This window comes from Acinetobacter ihumii (genome assembly GCF_900625095.1).
GTDB classification, from domain to species: Bacteria; Pseudomonadota; Gammaproteobacteria; order Pseudomonadales; family Moraxellaceae; genus Acinetobacter; species Acinetobacter ihumii.
This window is the reverse complement of sequence record NZ_LR130760.1, coordinates 662,177-681,072: the sequence shown is the minus strand read 5'-3', so window position 1 is coordinate 681,072 and position 18,896 is coordinate 662,177. Positions and strand designations below refer to the sequence as shown.

Sequence of the window (18,896 nt, the reverse complement as noted above, 5' to 3'; positions counted from 1 at the left end):
ATTGTTGATGTTTAGCAAATTTAATTTGAATGAAATTAATTTCTAATCGATTTTCTCATCAATACTGACACAAAAGATCTGTTTTTTTTGCAAAATATATGTTGGATTATACTATACTGGGGTATAGTATTAATTCATCTAGCAAAATAGGCTTTGCTATGCCAAAAAAAGCTGAAGATAAACATAAAATTTTTCTGCGTGTCAGGAAAATTCAAGGGCAAGTTCAAGCGATTGAACGTTCATTGGATCAGGAAAAACCGTGTACTGAAATTCTGCAACAAATCTGCGCTGTACGTGGTGCAATCAATGGTTTAATGAATGAAGTACTCGAAATTCATCTCAAAGATAGTTTAGTGGTTGGTGAAACCACTGAACAACAACGCCATGATGAATTAACTGAAATTAGTAAGATATTGAAATCATATTTAAAGTAAAGAGGAAAGGAGAGAGTAATGAAATCTCGTGCTGCTGTCGCGTTTGGTCCAGGTCAACCTTTACAAATTGTAGAAGTGGATGTTGCGCCACCCAAAGCTGGTGAAGTGCTCATCAAAATTAGTCATACAGGTGTTTGTCATACCGATGCATTTACACTATCGGGTGATGATCCGGAAGGCATCTTTCCAGCTATTTTGGGGCATGAAGGGGCTGGGGTTGTGGTAGAAGTGGGTGAAGGCGTGACCAGTGTCAAACCGGGCGATCATGTTATTCCTCTCTATACCGCCGAATGTGGTGAATGTTTATTTTGTAAATCGAATAAAACCAATCTTTGTGTTTCTGTCCGTGCAACACAAGGTAAAGGTGTTATGCCAGATGGAACGACTCGCTTTTCCTATAATGGTGAACCGATTTATCACTATATGGGCTGCTCGACCTTTAGTGAATATACTGTGGTTGCCGAGGTATCTTTGGCAAAAATTAACCCTGAAGCCAATCATGAACAAGTTTGCCTACTTGGCTGCGGTGTCACCACAGGTATTGGTGCAGTACATAACACAGCAAAAGTGCAGGAAGGTGATAGTGTTGCGGTATTCGGTTTAGGTGGTATTGGTTTAGCTGTGGTACAAGGTGCCCGTCAGGCAAAAGCGGGTCGGATTATTGTAGTAGATACCAACCCTGATAAATTTGAATTGGCAAAAGAGTTTGGTGCTACAGATTTCTTAAATCCGAAAGACTATGACAAGCCGATCCAGCAAGTGATTGTTGAAATGACTGGCTGGGGTGTTGATCATTCCTTTGAATGTATTGGCAATGTCAATGTCATGCGTTCTGCGCTCGAATCAGCACATCGTGGTTGGGGACAATCGGTTATTATTGGTGTCGCTGGTGCTGGTCAGGAAATTTCAACACGTCCATTTCAGCTAGTCACTGGTCGTAAATGGATGGGAACTGCTTTTGGTGGAGTAAAAGGTCGTAGTCAACTACCTAAAATGGTAGAAGATGCCATGGCTGGCGATATCCAACTTGAGCCATTTGTAACACATACTATGTCGCTTGATCAGATCAATCATGCATTTGATTTAATGCATGAAGGTAAGTCAATCCGTAGTGTGATTCATTTCTAAAAGTGATCCATATTAATCCTACAACCCCCTCAGGGAAGAATTATCTCTGAGGCTTTAAGAAAAAAAATACTAGATATTGCTGACGATTGAAGCACCGCAATTAGATGAAAGCTTTGAATCAATTATTTATGTATGAGTAGCCAACAACTTAACAAAATCAAAATTTACTAATAAAATTAATCATCAAACACTTGCTAATCGTTACAACACAGAGTATGTTGAGCATCAAGATACGTTTTATTTGACTGAAACAGACATGTTAAAGCACCCTATGATCAACAACGCTTATTATTTTTGGCAATTTAAATAGTTGCCTGAACGCATTCGGGCAGCAAAATGGTTGCCCTTCAAGTTAATACCTGATCGGCAACCCCGATCAGGTTTTTTTATGTCTGTTTCAATTTAAATTTTATTTGGAGATTTCTTATGTACCACTTAATGACTTCATATTTTAGCAACGTTTATTGGTTTTACTTTAGTCAAAATGCCCAATTGAATAGACATTTATCGCTTAAATAAACGTTCGGACTGAACAGCAAATCAGTCCTAAGGAAGAATTGAATGAACGCCCTGAATAAAACTTTAATTGAAAAAAATAGTTCAAAAGAAATTACGGTGAGCTTGCCGCATGAATTAAAAGCGAAATATCCGCTTGCTCCCATTTTTGCCCTTCAGATTGCTGAACAGCGTCAAACCATTCAAAACATATTATCGGGCAAAGATTCACGTCTATTAGTGATTACGGGTCCGTGTTCGATTCATGATCCAGTTGCTGCACTTGAATACGCACAAAAACTGCTTCAATTACAACAACAAGTGAAAAATCAGATGGTACTGGTCATGCGTACCTATATTGAAAAACCTCGTACAACTGTCGGCTGGAAAGGTTTCTTATATGACCCTCATCTGGATGGTTCTTCTGACTTACAACTAGGTTTAGAAAAATCACGAGCGTTATTTTTACAAATAATAGAAATGGGTTTACCCATTTCAGGCGAGATTTTAAGTCCGATGGCAACAGGCTACTTTGATGATTTGCTGGCTTGGGGCGCAGTAGGTGCGCGCACCAGCGAGTCTCAGATTCATCGTGAAATTTCAAGCCATATGCCTTATGCAATTGGTTTTAAAAATGGGACAGATGGCTCGATCCAGATTGCACTGGATGCCATTCAGTCTGCACAGCATCAACATCAGTTTTTGGGTTTAAGCCAACAAGGTCGACCTGCCATTTTACAAAGTGCAGGTAATCCACTCCCACATCTGATTTTACGTGGTGCAAATCATGGCCAAAATTATGAACTCAAGTCGATTCAGCAAATTAAAGCCAAGCATCAGCTTGAGCTACCTGCTTTAGTCATTGACTGTAGTCATGGCAATAGTGCTAAAGATCCTCTTAATCAGCCGAAAGTACTCAAACAAATTATTGCGGAAAGAGCGAAAACTAATGTTCGTGGCGTCATGCTAGAAAGTCATTTGATCGATGGCAATCAAAAAATTTCATGTGATATGACCTACGGTCAATCAGTGACAGATGGTTGTTTAGGATGGGATAAAACCGAAAAATTATTATTGGATGTGTCTCATCAACTCAGTCAAATTGAGTTATTAGCATCTGCTTAATAGAATGACAAAACGCTTAACAAAGAAAGACTCTCTTGACTCAAAGAGAGTCCTTCCAACTTTTACAGACCTGCTTCGTAGTCTGTATTTGACAACAATTGATCTACATCAGCAATATTGTCTGGCTTAATTTTATAAATCCAGCCTTTACCATAAGGTTCGTCATTAATAAAATCTGGATCATCTTCCAAAGCTGTATTGAATTCAACCACTGTGCCAGAAACAGGGGCATGGATATCTGAAGCTGTTTTTACAGATTCAACCACACCTGCCTGTTCACCAGCAGTGACACGACTGCCTACTTCTGGTACTTCGACGTAAACCAGATCGCCCAAAGCATCTTGTGCATGGTCACTGATACCCGTAACGACCAGATCACCCTCAATTTTTGCCCATTCGTGGGTAGCTGCATACTTCAATTCAGAAGGATGATTCATGATGACTCCTTAACATTTTTACATTCATTTATTTTTGATAGGGGTTATACAGGCTTTTAAAAGAAAATAAAAGCTTATAAATAGGGGTCTTTACGCCAATTACTTGGACTTCGACCACTCCAGCGTTTAAATGCGCGACTAAAATTGGCGACATCAGAGTAGCCTAATTCGTCTGCAATTTGTTCAAGACTATAATCAGTTCGTGACAATAAAGATGTAGCATGTCGATAACGTACTTCATCAACCAATGTAGAAAAAGATGTACCTTCCGCGGCAAGCTGTCGCTTTAACGTTCGATCAGACATATGTAAGCGTTCAGCAACATTTTCAATGCTTAAATAGTGCTGCTCTGAATTGGTTAAAATATCACGTACACGCATCGCCAAACGACGGCGTTCACCCAATGCTGAAAGTTCAGCCTCACATTGGTTAATCGCAATCTGACTGGCAATTGGATCGGCATTGACCATTTTCAAACCTAAATATTGCTTGTCAAAGCTTGAAATCAAATGTGGCTGATTAAAACGCATTTCCAGTGACATTTTATTGAGATATTTATCAAAGCCTTCAGGTTTATCAAAATCCAGATCGACTTCACCCCGCATATCTTCTATGCCTGTTAAAGCCTTGGCCATACTCATAATGCCAATGGTGAGTGAGAGTATAATTTCGGTACGCAAAGGTTCTAAATCGAAGTCACACTGTAACTGTATGGTCGCTTTAGGGCCAAATGTCGAAAAATAAAGCTGTAAAAAAGGCAAACGTAATTGAATAAAGCGGGTGGCAAGTGCGAGTGCATCCGTAATGTTATGCGCAGTCATAATTGCATAGCCAATAAAGCCGTGAATAGAGATGCGCATCTGATTACCTAAATGATAACCTAATGTTTGCTCACCCGTTAAACGCATGGCATGTTTGACCAGTTCATTGGCAACATGAATGGGAATGCGATATTCAGGATCAGCCAATTGTTCACTATTTAAATGAAATGGTGCGAATAGGGTATCATCGTTATATCCCCATCGTGATACCACGTCTAATAGCAATAAGCCATAAACGCCTGGTATTCCTTGTTCTTGACGAGCTGAATTAATTTTCATTCGCTATCCGTGGCTAAAAAACACTTGCTTCGCATAAAGTTTTTATATCTTGGCATGAGATTTAAAATATAAACTTATAAATTGTTTGACAAAATCTTTAGCAAACAATTTATCCTTTTTTCTTAAATACTACAATTTTTGTGTTAGATATTAATAAAACATCACCTTTTTGATTAAAGGCTTGAGTAATATAACTGACGATGCCTCGATCATCTTTAGTTTTTGAGGGTGCAATAGAGGCAATTTCAACTTCAACATGAATTTTGTCCCCCGGTCGGGTTGGACGAGGCCAACGTAAATTGGATTCAGAACCAATTAACCCACCTGCAACTGGAAAACACTCAGTCCATAAACGCATGGTGACCGCAGAAGTATGCCATCCGCTTGCAGCCAAGCCATGAAAAATCGGATTTTTTTCTGCTTCAGTTTCATTTAAATGAAACGGCTGTGGATCATATTGCCCAGCAAATTGCTTGATTTCTTCTATGGTCATTTCATATTCACGACTAATGAAACGATCTCCGATCTTGAGATCTTCAAGATATAACATGGTTATTTTCCTCATCGGCATGATGTTCTACCAAAAAACCACCTGTTTGGCGTTTCCACAAATGAGCATATAAACCATTTTGCTCAATAAGTTCATCATGGGTTCCTTGTTCCACAATTCGGCCTTCATCCAATACGACCAAACGATCCATTTGGGCAATGGTTGAAAGGCGATGCGCGATTGCAATCACAGTTTTATCTTGCATTAAAGCATCCAGACTGGATTGAATTGCAGCTTCTACTTCCGAATCTAGCGCACTGGTCGCTTCATCTAGTATTAAAATGGGTGCATCTTTTAGGAATACGCGCGCAATGGCGATACGCTGACGTTGTCCTCCAGAAAGTTTTACGCCACGTTCCCCTACATAGGCTTCATAACCTTGGCGTCCTCGCATATCGGTCAATTGAGGAATAAAATCTTCTGCTTGGGCTTTTTTTACAGCCTGATAAATTTCTTCCCATGTTGCATCGGGTTTACCATATTTAATATTTTCCGCTACAGTCCGGTGTAATAGGGATGTATCCTGCGTAACCAAAGCAATGTTGGCTCTTAAACTATCTTGGGTTACATCTTCAATGTTTTGACCATCAATCGAAATACGCCCTTGATTAAGTCGATAAAAATGCAGTAAAAGTTGAATTAATGTTGATTTACCTGCACCTGAACGTCCAACCACACCAATTTTTTCACCCGGACGGATGTTGAGATTAAAATGATCAATGACATTTTTTTCATTATAGGCAAAACAAACATTATCAAATTTAATCTCACCCTGAGTTACCACCAAAGGTTTAGCATCAGCTTTGTCTTGAATATTGACTGGTTTTCCAAGGGTACGCATACCGTCTTGAATGGTTCCGACATTTTCAAACAGCATCGACATTTGCCACATCATGAACTCGGACATGCTATTGAGTTTTAAGATCATGGCTGTCGTTGCAGCAATAACGCCTAAACCTGCTTGCCCCTGAATCCATAACCAGACCGCAGTTCCAATCACGCCAATAAATAACACTGCACTCAAAATGGTGGTGCTAATTTCAAACAGAGTACCCAAACGCATTTGCCGAAACACAGTGTCCATAAATTCCATCATGGACTCTTTGGCATATTTACTTTCACGTCCAGCATGCGCAAAGAGTTTAACGGTTTGAATATTGGTATAGGCATCTGTAACGCGACCTGTCATTACCGCGCGGGCATCAGCTTGTTCCTGTGAAACTTTGCTTAAACGCGGAATAAAATACCATGCACTTAATATGAATAACCCTAACCATAAGCCAAGCGGCATAAGTAAGATCGGGGAGACTGCACCCAGTACTGCGCTAATGGTCACGAAGTAGACAATGACATACACCAGCATATCACCCAAAATCATCCAAAATTCACGCACAGCCAATGCGGTTTGCATCACTTTGGCAGATAAGCGTCCAGCAAAATCATTGTGGAAAAATTCGAGTCCCTGTTGTAATAGTAAATTATGAAAACGCCAGCGCAAACGCATTGGAAAACTACTAAATAAAATCTGGTGCTTCACAATTGACTGTAAACAAACAAAGAAAATATTTGCGCCTAATATCAGTGTAAGCACAATCAAATGTTCGGCATGATGCTCCAGAAAAGTACTAGGCTGGCTGGTACTTAACCAGTCCACTAGTTTTCCGATTTGTGAAAATAACAAAGCTTCAAAACTAGCGGCACCAGCCGTACATAAAATAAGTACAAAAAGAAATGGGCGAACCCCTCTAGTCGATTGCCACACAAAAGCAAAAAAAGAGGTCGGCAATGGTTGATTCAAGTTTTTTTCAGGATAGGGGTTAACCAGCTTTTCGAACCATTGCAGAAGCATAATTTTCTCTTAGAAGTTTCGCATCGTATCTTGAATGATTATACCTGAAGATAAAGATTTCACATCTGAACCCGAAGGTACCTGAAAGATTTTTAGTCCAAATTCAGGAATAATTGCCAATAAATGATCAAAAATATCAGATTGAATCGCTTCATAAGCTGTCCAAACAGTAGTATTGGTAAAAGCATAAATTTCAAGCGGTAAACCATCACTGGTTGGCTGTAATTGGCGAACCATCAATGACTGATTCTGAGCGATGCCTGAGTGCTGTTTTAAATAAAATTCAATATAGGCACGAAACGTCCCTAAATTGGTAAGACGGCGTTGGTTATAAACCGTTTGATTACTCAGCTGATGATTAAACTTTTCCAGTTCGGAAGTTTTGGTATCCAGATATTGATCAAGTAACAAAAAGCTTTTGAGTTTTTCCTGCTCTTCGACCGTCATAAAATGAACACTGCTTTGATCAATAAATAAAGATCGTTTTATGCGACGAGCACCCGCCTGACTCATACCACGCCAGTTTTTAAACGTATCTGTAATCAGCTTATTGGTTGGAATGGTGGTATACGTTTTATCAAAGTTTTGTACAGTCACCGTATGTAATGACATATCAATGACATCGCCATCCGCATTTAAGGATGGCATTTCAATCCAGTCACCTATACGCACCATGTCATACGACGAAATCTGGACACTTGCTACTAAAGACAAAATAGTATTTTGAAAGACCAGCATGAGAACCGTCGCCATCGCACCAAAACCTGCTAACAGCGTAAATACGTCTTTTTTAAGAAAAGTCCCCAAAACCATAAGGGCACAGACAATAAAAATCATCAACTTAACAAGTTGCAAATACCCTTTAATCGGCTTGTTTTTCGCATTCGGATTGCGTTGATAAACCAAGTTAAAAATATTCAGCATCTCACTGATGGCAAGTGCGATGGTAAGGAAAATAAAGGCTTGTGATGCCATTTGCACCAACACAATAATTTTCTCTGACAAATGTGGCACGGTAGTAATACCGTTCATAATGACAATTGCAGGAACAATATTGGCGATACGACGAATCACGCTGTGCTGTGCAAAAATAGATTGATTGGCAAATTTTATTTTACTAATGAGTTTACGAATGCCACGAACTACGATTTGTTTGGCAATAAAATTTGCAAGAATTGCAAACAGGATCAAAATGCTTAAAGAGGTAAGCATTTCTAGCCATGGAAATTGATCAATCCAGTTTTCAATATCTCGAAAAAGTTTTAAAAAATCCAAACCTTACACCTTGCTACATCAATAATTTGGATCAAGTGTAAAGGCTTGGATCATGAACTTAAAATAAAACTACTTTTTTTATACGATTTAGAAAGCCTTTTTTACAATAGAAAAATCAATAGCTTAAATATGTAAGACTTCTCAATTTTGGATGTGTTTCAAGGATGTTCATTACCACATCAAATCATCTGGAATGACATACGCTGCATATGGATCTTCTTCATTGGTGGTTTGCTCATTTTTCTCAGCATTGTTAATCAAGATAAAGCCTTCCATTTTCTGGTTAATTTTTTCAGCCAATGCTTTGGGTAAATAAGCATAATTGTCATGATCCTTGGCAATCACCAAGCTGCCTGACACCAATGCGTTATAAACTGTTTGGGAGATATAGACCTTTTTAATTTTATTTTCATCGATAAATTGGTAGCTAACATCTCCAGCAAAATCTTTAATCTTATGCTGAGAAATCATTTGAACAATGGCTGCTTTTAACGCCTTTTCTTCGAGTTGGCGTTGTTTTTCCTGATTCAATGCCTGATCTTTTTCCAGCTTTTCCAGTTTATTCTTTTCAATATTGGCTTTTAGCTCAGCTTCATGACTCTGACCTGTACGTTGTTCATGCTGATTTTGTTTGTTCAGTTTTTTTGCTTTTTTATTATCCACCAAACCTGCTTTGAGCAGTTGAGCCTGTAATGCATTTTTAGCCATAATTAAACCTAAATGATTAATGTAAAGATGAATGACGTAAATAAATAATCCAATACGCAATACTGAGCATTAAGCTGAGAATCGCGGGTACCAGAAAAGCCTGAATCGATAAAAATGGATGGATAAGGGCTGCAATAAGACCGCCAACAAAAAAACCAGCCAAAATTAATAAATGTAAAGTGATGCGACGTTTATCCATACGCAGTCCACGTGCTTTATATCCCAGTGCCAATCCAATATCGGTGAGGACACCAGATAAGTGTGTGGTTCGAATAATCGTACCTTTGTAGTGGCTGACCATCGCATTTTGTACTCCCATAGCGGCACACGCCCACAACAAGCCGTAACGTGGAAAATAGGGAAGTAACAGCCATGAGATAAAGATAAAGAGTGAAACCAGACTCAATGGGATACCATAACGGCGTCCCAACTGAAATTGGCTATTGCCCAGAATAAAACCACTATAAAAAGAGCCTAAAACAAAACACAAAATGACCAACAGTAGATAAACAATATTATGAGTTTTCCAGTCCACCAAATCCATTGCCAGCATACTGACATTTCCTGTCATGTGCGAAATAGACTGATGCAAAACCGTGATTAAAGATAAAACATTAATCATTCCGGCATTGGTCGCAAGCAAAAAAGCGGCGAATTGCACCCAGTTAGGCAGACTTTGAAAAGGCATAAGATCTCAAATCATCATTCATTTTTACGTGAAGCCATATCTACGGCTGCTGTAAATATTACATCAGTTGAAGAGTTTAGGGCAGTCTCTGTGGAATCTTGTAGCACACTAATCACCATTCCAATCGCCACAACTTGCATGGCAATTTCAGAAGGAATCCCAAATAAACCACAAGCAACAGGAATAAGCAGTAAAGAGCCTCCAGCAACCCCCGATGCACCACATGCTGAAACAGTCGCCACTACCGAGAGTATGATCATGGTGACAAAGTCCACATGAATATTTAAGGTATGTACTGCTGCCAAGGTTAATACAGTAATGGTGACCGCCGCACCAGCCATATTAATGGTTGCGCCTAATGGAATTGAAACACTTGCAATCGCTTCGTTAACCCCTAAACGTTTTGCCAAGTCCAGATTGACAGGAATATTTGCAGCAGAACTTCGGGTAAAGAATGCAGTGATCCCACTTTCCCTTAAACATTTAAGTACCAATGGATAAGGATTAGAACGAATCACAATAGCAACCAGTATAGGATTAATCACCAGTGCAACAAAAAACATCGTACCTAAAAGCACTGCAATTAATTGAGCATAGTTTCGTAAAGTCGCTAAACCAGTATCTGCAAAAGTCACTGCGACTAAGCCAAAAATACCAATAGGTGCAAAATTAATGACCACTTTGATGATTTGATTCACTGCATTAGAGACATCTGTCAGCACTTGTTTTGTCGTTTCACAGCTATGTCGCAAAGCCATACCCAAACCAACTGCCCACGCTAAAATGCCAATAAAATTAGCATCTGCCAGTGCTTGAATTGGGTTGGCGATAAAGCTTAACAATAAATTCTTTAAAATTTCCGCTAAACTTCCAGCGGGTTGCAAAGCTGTTTGAGTGTTGATATTTAAGTATAAAGTACTTGGAAAAAATTGACTGGCCACGATAGCACTTAAGGCAGCCAATAGCATGCCTATGCCATATAACAATAAAATCGGTTTCAGATTTGCTGTATGACCAACTTTGAAATTGGCAATTGAACTCATCACCAAAACAAACACCAGAATAGGCGCAACCGATTTCAAAGCTTTAATAAATAACTCACCCAACAGGCTTAAATAGGGCGTAATTTGAGGAAAAAATAATGCGACACAAAAGCCTAAGATGATTGCAATCAGAATCTTGGTAACCAGACTCAAGCGAAAGATAAATGAAAACATACACGCGCCTTAAAACGTAAGCGGCTAAACAAGCGCGCTATTATACACAACCACGTCGCAGCTTAAATTTTTTAATCGGTGTAAAGACGTAGTACGATCATTTTAAAACACGATTTAATTGGGCTGAGGGCAATACAAACGATGTAATGTCATTAAAACTTCAATTAATTTTTCATTTTTCAAAGAATAAAAAATTTGTTTACCATCACGACGCGTATTCACCATGTCACTTTTTCTAAGTAACATCAATTGCTGCGAAAGAGTGGGCTGATTAATTTGGGTTTTCTCTTCAATTTGAGAGACATTCAACTCTTCTTGAACCAAATGACATAGAATGAGTAAACGATCTGTATTGGCCAGTGACTTCAATATTTTAACCACTGCGTCAGCCGAATCCCTCATCTGGGAAATTTGAAACTCTTCTTGCATCGATCAACGCCTCCCTCATATATATCAGCTGATGTAACTATAAAATGAATACACTTTAATTTCACTAAATGAATTTTTAAATTTAAATAAAATTCACTTTCTTATTCTATAAATAAATTTAACAATAGTGAAAAGAGCATAACAAAGCTTTGGTGTTAAAAAAAAGTTGTACTTTTTGATAACTTAATTATAATGAAAAATATTCATACAGATCAGTATGTATATTTTTATAAATAACCTTAAGTTTGTGAAACAGAGGGTCATAACACGAAAGCTATAATGCAGTTTAGTACAATGAGGAATTCTCTAAATGTACTAATCATAAGAAGGCATAATTATAAATTATGCACGTGCAACCTTTTAAGTAAATTTAATTTATTCAAAAGGTTGAAAAGATTTCAGACGCAAGCGTGAAATAAAATACTTAAAATAATAAAACAATAATAAGACTATTCACGCTTTATTTCTTTCATACCTGTTTTTCAAAGTCAATTAAGCGTTCGACTCTTTTCCAATATTGATCAATATCAACAGAATTTTTATCGATTTGAGCCTGCATGGTCATACCATCTAAAATACTGACCAACAAATTAGCCAATGAACTTGGTGTTTTAATCCCGAGTTGAGTGAGTAAATCCAAAATAATATGAGTTAACCATTCTTTATATTCAAGGGCAGGGCGAATGGTTGAAGGGTAAATTTTAAAGACTTCTTCTACTGCTTTTTGAAACATACATCCGTTGAAATCATCGGTATGAAACCAAGCAGAGTACCAGAAAAAAATTGATTTGATTTTACCCATAGAGTCATGTTCATCGCAATTTTCGAGCGATGCAGATAAAGACTCTTGCAGGTTTGAATTACGCTGATCCAGACATTCTTCAATCAATTTTGCTTTAGACGGGAAATACTTATAAAAAGTCATTTTTGCCACGCCTGACTCCAAAATAATTCGATCAACACCTACAGAGTTGTAGCTGTTGGCATTGAATAATCGTAATGCGGTGTTGATAATGTCTTGTTTTTTAGACATGCGTAGAGATTCCTCTTAAATCCGTCGTCATTTGGCGCATAGCAGGTATAACTTAGATAATCTTATATTATAACATTCAAGCTTAAGTAAAAGTGAAAAACTGATAAAAATTTAACCACTTAGATAAAATAAGCAATGACCAAAACAGTGCTTAATTTTTCACGTAATTTTTTAAACAATATGAAGATTAAAATCAGCTAACTACATTAATTTTAGATATTTTTTAAGTTGTTTTTTGTAGATTCAGCATGCACTTTTTTATATACTGAATACTCTGTATGCGAAATAAAAAATCATGAGTCACCATTTATCGTTTACTCAATCTAAAAGTTCACGTGACGAAGCTCTTGGTTATATTCAATCTTCTATAGATGCGGCACTTTGGACTGAAAATGCAGAAATAGAGCAAGATTTAAAAAAGCGTATTGATCAACATTATTTATTTAAATTAGAAATCTTAAATGATTTAAAAGCTCAAAAGCTGTCCATCGAACAACTAAAAATCATTCATATCAACTATTTAAATAGCATTGTCAAAATTTTTACGGATGCATTGTCCATGCTGATTTATCAAACATGCAGCTTAGAGAATAACCCAAATATTCAGCCTGAAAAACGTGTGTTGTCTAAGATTTATGCACGTTATTTATTGTCTTTAAACTTATTGGATGAACTCGGTTTTGATACAGGCAACTTAGAATGTAGTTCTCCAGCAAAATCACATCTGGCTTATTATCTACATCTTTTAAATCAACTCGGGATTGATCTCTTAAAAACACAACACGTGCAGCCACAAGCGCTTGATATAGCAAACTTTATTCAAAAAAATTATGACAACTATGTAGCGTTATTGCTTATTTTATCCATTACCGAAAAACAGGTCATTGTGTTTAGTGAAGCCTTAAGTATCAATTTAGCCAAGTTTAATCCTGCATTTCAACAAGGTTACTACACATGTCATGGTTTGGCAGATGGTCAAGCCAATTTAGCCAATGATGATAACCATGAAAATGATCTATGGTGCTTGTTTGTGCAAGCTTTTAAAATAGAAAACCAACAAGTAATTTACAATGTTTTAGAGGATTATCTTGAGCTGTGGTCTAAATTCTGGATCAAAATGCGTTCATTGACTTTAGAAAATATTGCTTCGGAAGGATAGGTTGAAAGCTTTGTCAGGCAAAGCTTTCAAAGTTTACTTAATCATTACTCAAGACTTAAAACAATTTTGCCGATATGCTCACTTTGTTCCATAGTGGCATGCGCTTTTGCAACATCTTCAAATGCAAAGGTTTTATAAATAATAGGAAGACTTTGTCCTTGTTCCAATAACGGCCAAACCTTTTGTTTTAACGAATGGGTAATCTCAGCTTTTTCCTGATCATTGCGGGCACGCATGGTGGAACCAGTTACCGTAGCACGTTTTAAAATCAGTTGTTGTAAATCAAACTCTTTTGCCATACGCCCACCCATAAATCCGAGAATCACCAGACGTCCATCACGTTTAAGCACATTCATATTTTGACTAAAGTATTTTGCACCGACGATATCCAAAATAACATCTACACCTTGTTGATCGGTCTTTTCCAAAATCACTTGTTCAAAATTGTCTTTTTTGTAATTAATTGCCGTTGTAATCGTTTGAAGTTCATTGACTTTTTCATCACTGCCCACAGTACAAAAAGTCTGAATGCCCATTGCATGACACAGCGCAAGAGCCGTTGTTCCTATACCGCTTGCACCACCATGAATTAAGGCCGTTTCATGCTTTTTTAATTGACCAATATCAAATAAGTTTGCCCAGACGGTGTAATAAGTTTCGGGAATTGCTGCTGCCTGCACAAAACTTAAATTCTCTGGAATGATGAGGGTTTGAGTTGCAGGCACTACACAATATTCTGCATATCCACCTCCATTGGTCAATGCACAAACCCGATCACCAATTTTAAAATCTTTAACGCTTTCACCGATGGCAACCACAACACCCGAAACTTCTAGCCCTGGAATAGGCGTAACGTCTTTGGGCATAGGATACAAGCCTTTACGCTGTAATATATCAGGACGATTAATGCCAGCAGCTTTGACCTGAATCAATATTTCATTAGCATTAGGCTGAGGAGTTTTAGCTTCTACCACTTTTAAAACATCGGGTTCTCCGGGATGTGAAATTTCGATATGTCGCATTGTATTTGGAAGTGCCGTCATGAATAACTCCTTTAAAATTTAAAAAATGATGAAGTCATTAATTAAATAGATAGTTTTAAGTTCTAAGATCAGTTTTTAATTTCGTCTTACTGCTGACTAAGACGATATATTGAGTTTTTTAGACAGATTGCAATAGAGCATAATGTGATTTTAATGATTGCGATTAGAATGATTTTGTAAAAGGGCATGATTGGGAAAGCCAATCCTGAGACGGGGCAATAAATACTTTTAAATGATAATAATTATCATTATAATAAATGTCCAAATAATTGAATGATCAATCTATACTCATGATCGATCTGGTAGAAAATGAATAATATTAAAGTCTTATTTTTGAGTTATATGCTTTTACAGATGGCATTTATGATGATTCTTCCCGTAATTGGACCTGTTATCAGAACGCAGGGATTACAAGAGTGGCATGCCGGTTTAATTGTGAGCCTCTCCGGTTTTTTCTGGATGGTCAGCGCAAAATTTTGGGGGCAACGTAGTGACGAAGTTGGTCGAAAGAAAGTGTTATTACCGCTTATGTTTGGCTTCTTTGTTTTTTATCTGATTTGGGCCGTATTTATTGGTTATACATTGCAACATCTACTCAGTATTTTAACCATGCTCGCGGTGATGTTAATTTTACGTTGCATCATCGCTGCATTTTTCTCTGGCATCAATCCTGTTATGGTCGGTTATATTGCAGACCATTATCAGCCTGAAGATCGTGCTTCCAAAATCGCAATGCTTGGTGCAGCAGCAGGTATTGCTATTTTTCTTGGACCTTTTATTGGTGGGGTACTTTCTGGTTTTGACTTAAGCTATGCCTTTTATTTTGCAGCGATTTTACCGTTATTTGCACTGATATTGACGTATTTTAAAGTAAAGGAAAGTGGTAAGCTGGTTTTAAATGTCACTAAAAAATCAAGCTTAAAAATGACTGATTCGCGCATCTGGTTTGAAGTGTTAGTGATGTTTCTGACCATGAACTGCATTTTTACCTTTAATATGTGTATCGGTTTTTTTAGTAAAGACCATTTAAATTTGGCAACCCAACAGCAAAGCGCTTCTGTTGCAGGAATAACACTCAGTGCAGTCGGTTTAACTTTAATTATTGTGCAAATTTTAATTTCTAAATTGAAACCCAAACGTCATCTATTGCTACTCGGTATTGGTATGGCGTCTATGGTGTTGGGTACAGTAATGTTTACTCTTACGCACGGTCTATTTCTGTTTATTGTTAGTGCTGTCATTATGGGAGTTGGTGCTGGTTTAATTTTACCCATGATTAATACCATGACTTCGCTGGCTGTTGATGCCAATGAACAGGGGGCTGCATCAGGCTTAATTTCTGCGGCACAAGGCCTGTCGATGCTGTTTTCACCATTTATTGCCACATTACTTTATCATTATAAAAACGAGTTACCTTATTGGATTGCAGCCCTATTGTTGATGAGCTCACTTATCCTTATTCCAAAACGTCAAAAGGCTCAACATCGCTTGCTTGTGTCTCATGATTAATACCTTAATGAGTAATAAAAAAGGCGCTTTAAAAGCGCCTTGATTCTTATAAATAAAATTAAGCTGCGTCTTTAGGCTTAACCATATTGTCGATCGCTAAAATTTCAGCAATTACTTGATCAGATAAAAGTTGTTCTTCACGAATCAAACTGAGCACACTTAAACCTGATTCATTTGCAGTTTTGGCAATACGCGTTGTGGTCTCATAACCTAAATATGGATTCAGCGCAGTCACGATACCAATTGAGTTTTCTACTTGCGCTTTACAATGTTCGGCATTGGCTGTCACGCTATCAATACATTTAGTTTTAAACATGACTAAAGCGCGAGATAACAATTCGATCGATTCAAACAATTTAAATGCAATCAAAGGTTCCATGGCATTTAACTGAAGTTGACCCGCTTCGGCTGCCAAAGTAACGGCTAAATCATTCGCAATAATCTGGAAACAAACTAAGTTAAGCGCTTCAGGAATAACGGGATTAACCTTACCCGGCATAATTGAGCTACCCGGTTGACGCGCCTCAAGGTTAATTTCATTCATTCCAGTACGTGGACCGCTAGAGAGTAAACGTAGATCATTGGCAATTTTTGAAAGCTTGGTTGCTGTACGTTTAAGCAAACCAGATAAAAGAACAAAATCGCCCATATCTGAGGTTGCTTCAATCAAGTCTGGAGCAGATTTAATCTCTTTTTGACTAATTTCAGATAATGCCTGAATGGCTAGTTGGGTATAACGATATTCAGTATTGATCCCTGTACCAATCGCAGTACCCCCCAAATTCATATAATTTAAGGTATCTGGCGCAATACTGTTGATTTTGCCTAAATCTTTTTCAAGTGTAGCGGCAAAAGCGTGAAATTCCTGGCCTAAAGTCATGGGTACTGCATCTTGAAGTTGAGTTCGTCCCATTTTCAAAATATGAGAAAACTCTTGACCTTTAGCACGTAAGCTCTCAATCAACTCTTGAAATGGTTTATTTAGCTCATCTAAACTAAAGAGCAAACCCAAACGAATGGCAGTAGGGTAGACATCGTTGGTGGATTGCGACATATTGACATCATTATTAGGATGTAAATATTGATATTCACCTTTTTTATGATTCAAAAATTCAAGACCAATATTTGCAATAACTTCATTTGCATTCATATTGGTTGATGTACCTGCACCACCTTGAATCATATCAATTGGAAACTGCTCATGAAATGAACCATTTTTAAGCTGTTCACATGCATATTTAATTGCTTCAAGCTTAGTATTATCGAGTTTATTTAGTTGATTATTGGCTTGAGCACATGCCAATTTAACCATTGCTAAAGATTTAATCAAATTTGGAAATTGTTCTATTTTATTTGAACTTAAATTAAAGTTTTCTATGGCTCTTAGAGTTTGAATCCCAAAATAACATTGATTAGGTACTTCACGAAATCCTAAAAGATCTTTTTCTGTACGTGTTAAAATTTCAGCGTTCATTTTTTAGTCTATCTGAGGGAGATAATTCATCATAAATTTGGTAAGAAATAATTTCTAATGCATAGATTAAATTTACTATGCAAATTTTGCATACTGTGATTATAATCAGTCGATCGTACATCAAGACTACACAAATGAGCCTAGAAATTCGCTGGATTGAAGATCTTCTTACCCTTGAAGAAGAACGGTCTATTTCAAAAGCAGCAGAAAAAAGATTTGTAAGTCAATCTGCATTTACCAGACGAATCCAGCAAATTGAACACGCTCTAGGTTATCCCATTTTAGTCAGGGATAGTCGTTACATTGAGTTTACGGATGCAGGACAAATTTTACTTGCAACAGCCAAAAGTATTGAAGATCAATTACAGGCCACATTGGCATTACTCAATAATTTAAATAAAACCAAAGAAATCACTATTCGTTTTGCTGTTGTACACTCTCTAACTTCAACGTTTTTTTCTAATTTCATACATCTTTTTCCGGAACACTTACAAGAGTATAAAATTGAATTAATAGCAGCAAATGTTGGTGAAGGTTTTAAATTATTAAAAGAAGGATCCTGTGATTTTCTAATCTGCTATATCGATCAGAATAAACTTAATTTAATAAATCAGGAAATTCTAGATTATTTAAAATTAGGTCAAACTGATATTATTCCTGTTTCGATTACCAATAAAAATGGTGAAGCTAAATTTGATATAACTCAGCATTTTCCACTATTGTCTTATAGTAAGAATGCTTATTTAAGAAATCTTGTTGATCAAATAATTACTAATAAATTGAATTATCGAGTTTTATATGAAACTGATCATGCAAATAACTTAAAAGATTTTGTAATGCAAGGTGCTGGGGTTGCATGGTTGCCAAGAATTACCATTGAAAATGAATTATCTTTAAATCAAGTAAAAATTTTGCCAGATGATCGATTTAAAATTAAGCAAGAGATTTTTATTTTAAAGAACAAGTTAAATAAAGATCATTCTCTCCAACAAATCTGGAATTTTCTTAAAAAAGTAAAATTATGAAATCCTTACGCATATCTGATTATTAGATTCGGATATTCTTTAGTATAATTTAATTAAGTTAGGTGTAGAGACATTGAATATATAGGTGATTAAATTTAAGTTTTCTTAAAAGACGAGAAAATTAGTAGAAAATTTAATCGTCATAAAAAGACTATTTTAGATGAAAAATTATAAATAGGAGATTGATTTACAAAAGATAAACATCTTAAAATGAAGTT

Annotated in this window: 18 protein-coding genes; 6 read left to right on the top strand and 12 right to left on the bottom strand. The window is 37.0% G+C overall.

Going from position 1 to position 18,896, the window contains the following annotated elements; translation table 11 throughout:
* Positions 1–158: 158 nt before the first annotated feature.
* From E0D95_RS03140 to E0D95_RS03130, 3 genes are all read left to right on the top strand, one after another.
* The gene (locus E0D95_RS03140) at positions 159–434 is read left to right on the top strand and encodes a metal/formaldehyde-sensitive transcriptional repressor (protein ID WP_130802510.1); all 276 of its coding nucleotides are present in this window, start codon (positions 159–161) and stop codon (positions 432–434) included.
* 18 nt (positions 435–452) lie between these two features.
* A complete protein-coding gene (locus tag E0D95_RS03135; protein ID WP_130802509.1) occupies positions 453–1,562 on the top strand; it encodes an S-(hydroxymethyl)glutathione dehydrogenase/class III alcohol dehydrogenase in 1,110 nt (369 codons plus the stop codon).
* A 561-nt stretch (positions 1,563–2,123) separates the two neighbouring features.
* The gene (locus E0D95_RS03130; protein ID WP_130802508.1) at positions 2,124–3,182 is read left to right on the top strand and encodes a 3-deoxy-7-phosphoheptulonate synthase; all 1,059 of its coding nucleotides are present in this window, start codon (positions 2,124–2,126) and stop codon (positions 3,180–3,182) included.
* Between the two features lie 62 nt (positions 3,183–3,244).
* On the opposite strand, the gene gcvH is transcribed toward E0D95_RS03130, so the two are convergent.
* From gcvH to E0D95_RS03080, 10 genes are all read right to left on the bottom strand, one after another.
* Positions 3,245–3,619 carry a glycine cleavage system protein GcvH gene (gene gcvH, locus E0D95_RS03125; protein ID WP_130802507.1) on the bottom strand — a complete coding sequence of 125 codons (375 nt, stop codon included), beginning with the start codon at positions 3,617–3,619 and terminating at the stop codon, positions 3,245–3,247.
* Between the two features lie 74 nt (positions 3,620–3,693).
* The gene (locus E0D95_RS03120) at positions 3,694–4,719 is read right to left on the bottom strand and encodes an AraC family transcriptional regulator (protein WP_130802506.1); all 1,026 of its coding nucleotides are present in this window, start codon (positions 4,717–4,719) and stop codon (positions 3,694–3,696) included.
* 109 nt (positions 4,720–4,828) lie between these two features.
* A complete protein-coding gene (locus tag E0D95_RS03115; RefSeq protein ID WP_130802505.1) occupies positions 4,829–5,269 on the bottom strand; it encodes a MaoC family dehydratase in 441 nt (146 codons plus the stop codon).
* The gene (locus E0D95_RS03110) at positions 5,256–7,118 is read right to left on the bottom strand and encodes an ABC transporter ATP-binding protein (RefSeq protein WP_130802504.1); all 1,863 of its coding nucleotides are present in this window, start codon (positions 7,116–7,118) and stop codon (positions 5,256–5,258) included. Before E0D95_RS03110 ends, E0D95_RS03115 begins: the two co-directional genes overlap by 14 nt.
* A gap of 9 nt (positions 7,119–7,127) precedes the next feature.
* Entirely contained in the window at positions 7,128–8,393 is a 1,266-nt protein-coding gene (locus tag E0D95_RS03105) for a mechanosensitive ion channel family protein (protein ID WP_130802503.1), read from the bottom strand.
* Positions 8,394–8,564: 171 nt separating this feature from the next.
* The gene (locus E0D95_RS03100; RefSeq protein WP_130802502.1) at positions 8,565–9,101 is read right to left on the bottom strand and encodes a DUF2058 domain-containing protein; all 537 of its coding nucleotides are present in this window, start codon (positions 9,099–9,101) and stop codon (positions 8,565–8,567) included.
* A gap of 16 nt (positions 9,102–9,117) precedes the next feature.
* Complete coding sequence (locus E0D95_RS03095) at positions 9,118–9,789, bottom strand: YoaK family protein (protein ID WP_130802501.1); 672 nt, start codon at positions 9,787–9,789, stop codon at positions 9,118–9,120.
* A 14-nt stretch (positions 9,790–9,803) separates the two neighbouring features.
* Positions 9,804–11,006 (bottom strand): serine/threonine transporter SstT, encoded by a 1,203-nt coding sequence (gene sstT, locus E0D95_RS03090; protein ID WP_130802500.1) that lies wholly within the window; start codon positions 11,004–11,006, stop codon positions 9,804–9,806.
* A 114-nt stretch (positions 11,007–11,120) separates the two neighbouring features.
* Positions 11,121–11,435: an ArsR/SmtB family transcription factor gene (locus E0D95_RS03085; RefSeq protein ID WP_130802499.1), complete on the bottom strand. Its 315-nt coding sequence runs from the start codon at positions 11,433–11,435 to the stop codon at positions 11,121–11,123.
* Between the two features lie 469 nt (positions 11,436–11,904).
* Positions 11,905–12,468: a TetR/AcrR family transcriptional regulator gene (locus E0D95_RS03080; protein ID WP_130802498.1), complete on the bottom strand. Its 564-nt coding sequence runs from the start codon at positions 12,466–12,468 to the stop codon at positions 11,905–11,907.
* A gap of 295 nt (positions 12,469–12,763) precedes the next feature.
* On the opposite strand from E0D95_RS03080, the gene E0D95_RS03075 reads away from it, so the two are divergent.
* Positions 12,764–13,627, top strand: coding sequence for a hypothetical protein (locus E0D95_RS03075; RefSeq protein WP_130802497.1), 864 nt, complete (start codon positions 12,764–12,766; stop codon positions 13,625–13,627).
* A 44-nt stretch (positions 13,628–13,671) separates the two neighbouring features.
* On the opposite strand, the gene E0D95_RS03070 is transcribed toward E0D95_RS03075, so the two are convergent.
* A complete protein-coding gene (locus E0D95_RS03070) occupies positions 13,672–14,670 on the bottom strand; it encodes an NAD(P)H-quinone oxidoreductase (RefSeq protein WP_130802496.1) in 999 nt (332 codons plus the stop codon).
* Positions 14,671–14,979: 309 nt separating this feature from the next.
* Here E0D95_RS03070 and E0D95_RS03065 point away from each other — a divergent pair, with 309 nt between their 5' ends.
* Complete coding sequence (locus E0D95_RS03065; RefSeq protein WP_130802495.1) at positions 14,980–16,179, top strand: MFS transporter; 1,200 nt, start codon at positions 14,980–14,982, stop codon at positions 16,177–16,179.
* Positions 16,180–16,237: 58 nt separating this feature from the next.
* Here E0D95_RS03065 and E0D95_RS03060 read toward each other — a convergent pair whose 3' ends face one another.
* Positions 16,238–17,653, bottom strand: a complete 1,416-nt coding sequence (locus tag E0D95_RS03060) for an aspartate ammonia-lyase (protein WP_130802494.1) — start codon at positions 17,651–17,653, stop codon at positions 16,238–16,240.
* 134 nt (positions 17,654–17,787) lie between these two features.
* On the opposite strand from E0D95_RS03060, the gene E0D95_RS03055 reads away from it, so the two are divergent.
* Positions 17,788–18,678: a LysR substrate-binding domain-containing protein gene (locus E0D95_RS03055; RefSeq protein ID WP_130802493.1), complete on the top strand. Its 891-nt coding sequence runs from the start codon at positions 17,788–17,790 to the stop codon at positions 18,676–18,678.
* The last annotated feature ends 218 nt before the right edge of the window (positions 18,679–18,896 follow it).

What these genes read in the sequence shown, in the direction of transcription:
- E0D95_RS03140 (WP_130802510.1), top strand. Translation starts at nt 159, where the DNA reads ATGCCAAAAAAAGCTGAAGATAAACATAAAATTTTTCTGCGTGTCAGG.
- E0D95_RS03135 (WP_130802509.1), top strand. Translation starts at nt 453, where the DNA reads ATGAAATCTCGTGCTGCTGTCGCGTTTGGTCCAGGTCAACCTTTACAA.
- E0D95_RS03130 (WP_130802508.1), top strand. Translation starts at nt 2,124, where the DNA reads ATGAACGCCCTGAATAAAACTTTAATTGAAAAAAATAGTTCAAAAGAA.
- gcvH (WP_130802507.1), bottom strand. Translation starts at nt 3,619, where the DNA reads ATGAATCATCCTTCTGAATTGAAGTATGCAGCTACCCACGAATGGGCA.
- E0D95_RS03120 (WP_130802506.1), bottom strand. Translation starts at nt 4,719, where the DNA reads ATGAAAATTAATTCAGCTCGTCAAGAACAAGGAATACCAGGCGTTTAT.
- E0D95_RS03115 (WP_130802505.1), bottom strand. Translation starts at nt 5,269, where the DNA reads ATGTTATATCTTGAAGATCTCAAGATCGGAGATCGTTTCATTAGTCGT.
- E0D95_RS03110 (WP_130802504.1), bottom strand. Translation starts at nt 7,118, where the DNA reads ATGCTTCTGCAATGGTTCGAAAAGCTGGTTAACCCCTATCCTGAAAAA.
- E0D95_RS03100 (WP_130802502.1), bottom strand. Translation starts at nt 9,101, where the DNA reads ATGGCTAAAAATGCATTACAGGCTCAACTGCTCAAAGCAGGTTTGGTG.
- E0D95_RS03095 (WP_130802501.1), bottom strand. Translation starts at nt 9,789, where the DNA reads ATGCCTTTTCAAAGTCTGCCTAACTGGGTGCAATTCGCCGCTTTTTTG.
- sstT (WP_130802500.1), bottom strand. Translation starts at nt 11,006, where the DNA reads ATGTTTTCATTTATCTTTCGCTTGAGTCTGGTTACCAAGATTCTGATT.
- E0D95_RS03085 (WP_130802499.1), bottom strand. Translation starts at nt 11,435, where the DNA reads ATGCAAGAAGAGTTTCAAATTTCCCAGATGAGGGATTCGGCTGACGCA.
- E0D95_RS03080 (WP_130802498.1), bottom strand. Translation starts at nt 12,468, where the DNA reads ATGTCTAAAAAACAAGACATTATCAACACCGCATTACGATTATTCAAT.
- E0D95_RS03075 (WP_130802497.1), top strand. Translation starts at nt 12,764, where the DNA reads ATGAGTCACCATTTATCGTTTACTCAATCTAAAAGTTCACGTGACGAA.
- E0D95_RS03070 (WP_130802496.1), bottom strand. Translation starts at nt 14,670, where the DNA reads ATGACGGCACTTCCAAATACAATGCGACATATCGAAATTTCACATCCC.
- E0D95_RS03065 (WP_130802495.1), top strand. Translation starts at nt 14,980, where the DNA reads ATGAATAATATTAAAGTCTTATTTTTGAGTTATATGCTTTTACAGATG.
- E0D95_RS03060 (WP_130802494.1), bottom strand. Translation starts at nt 17,653, where the DNA reads ATGAACGCTGAAATTTTAACACGTACAGAAAAAGATCTTTTAGGATTT.
- E0D95_RS03055 (WP_130802493.1), top strand. Translation starts at nt 17,788, where the DNA reads ATGAGCCTAGAAATTCGCTGGATTGAAGATCTTCTTACCCTTGAAGAA.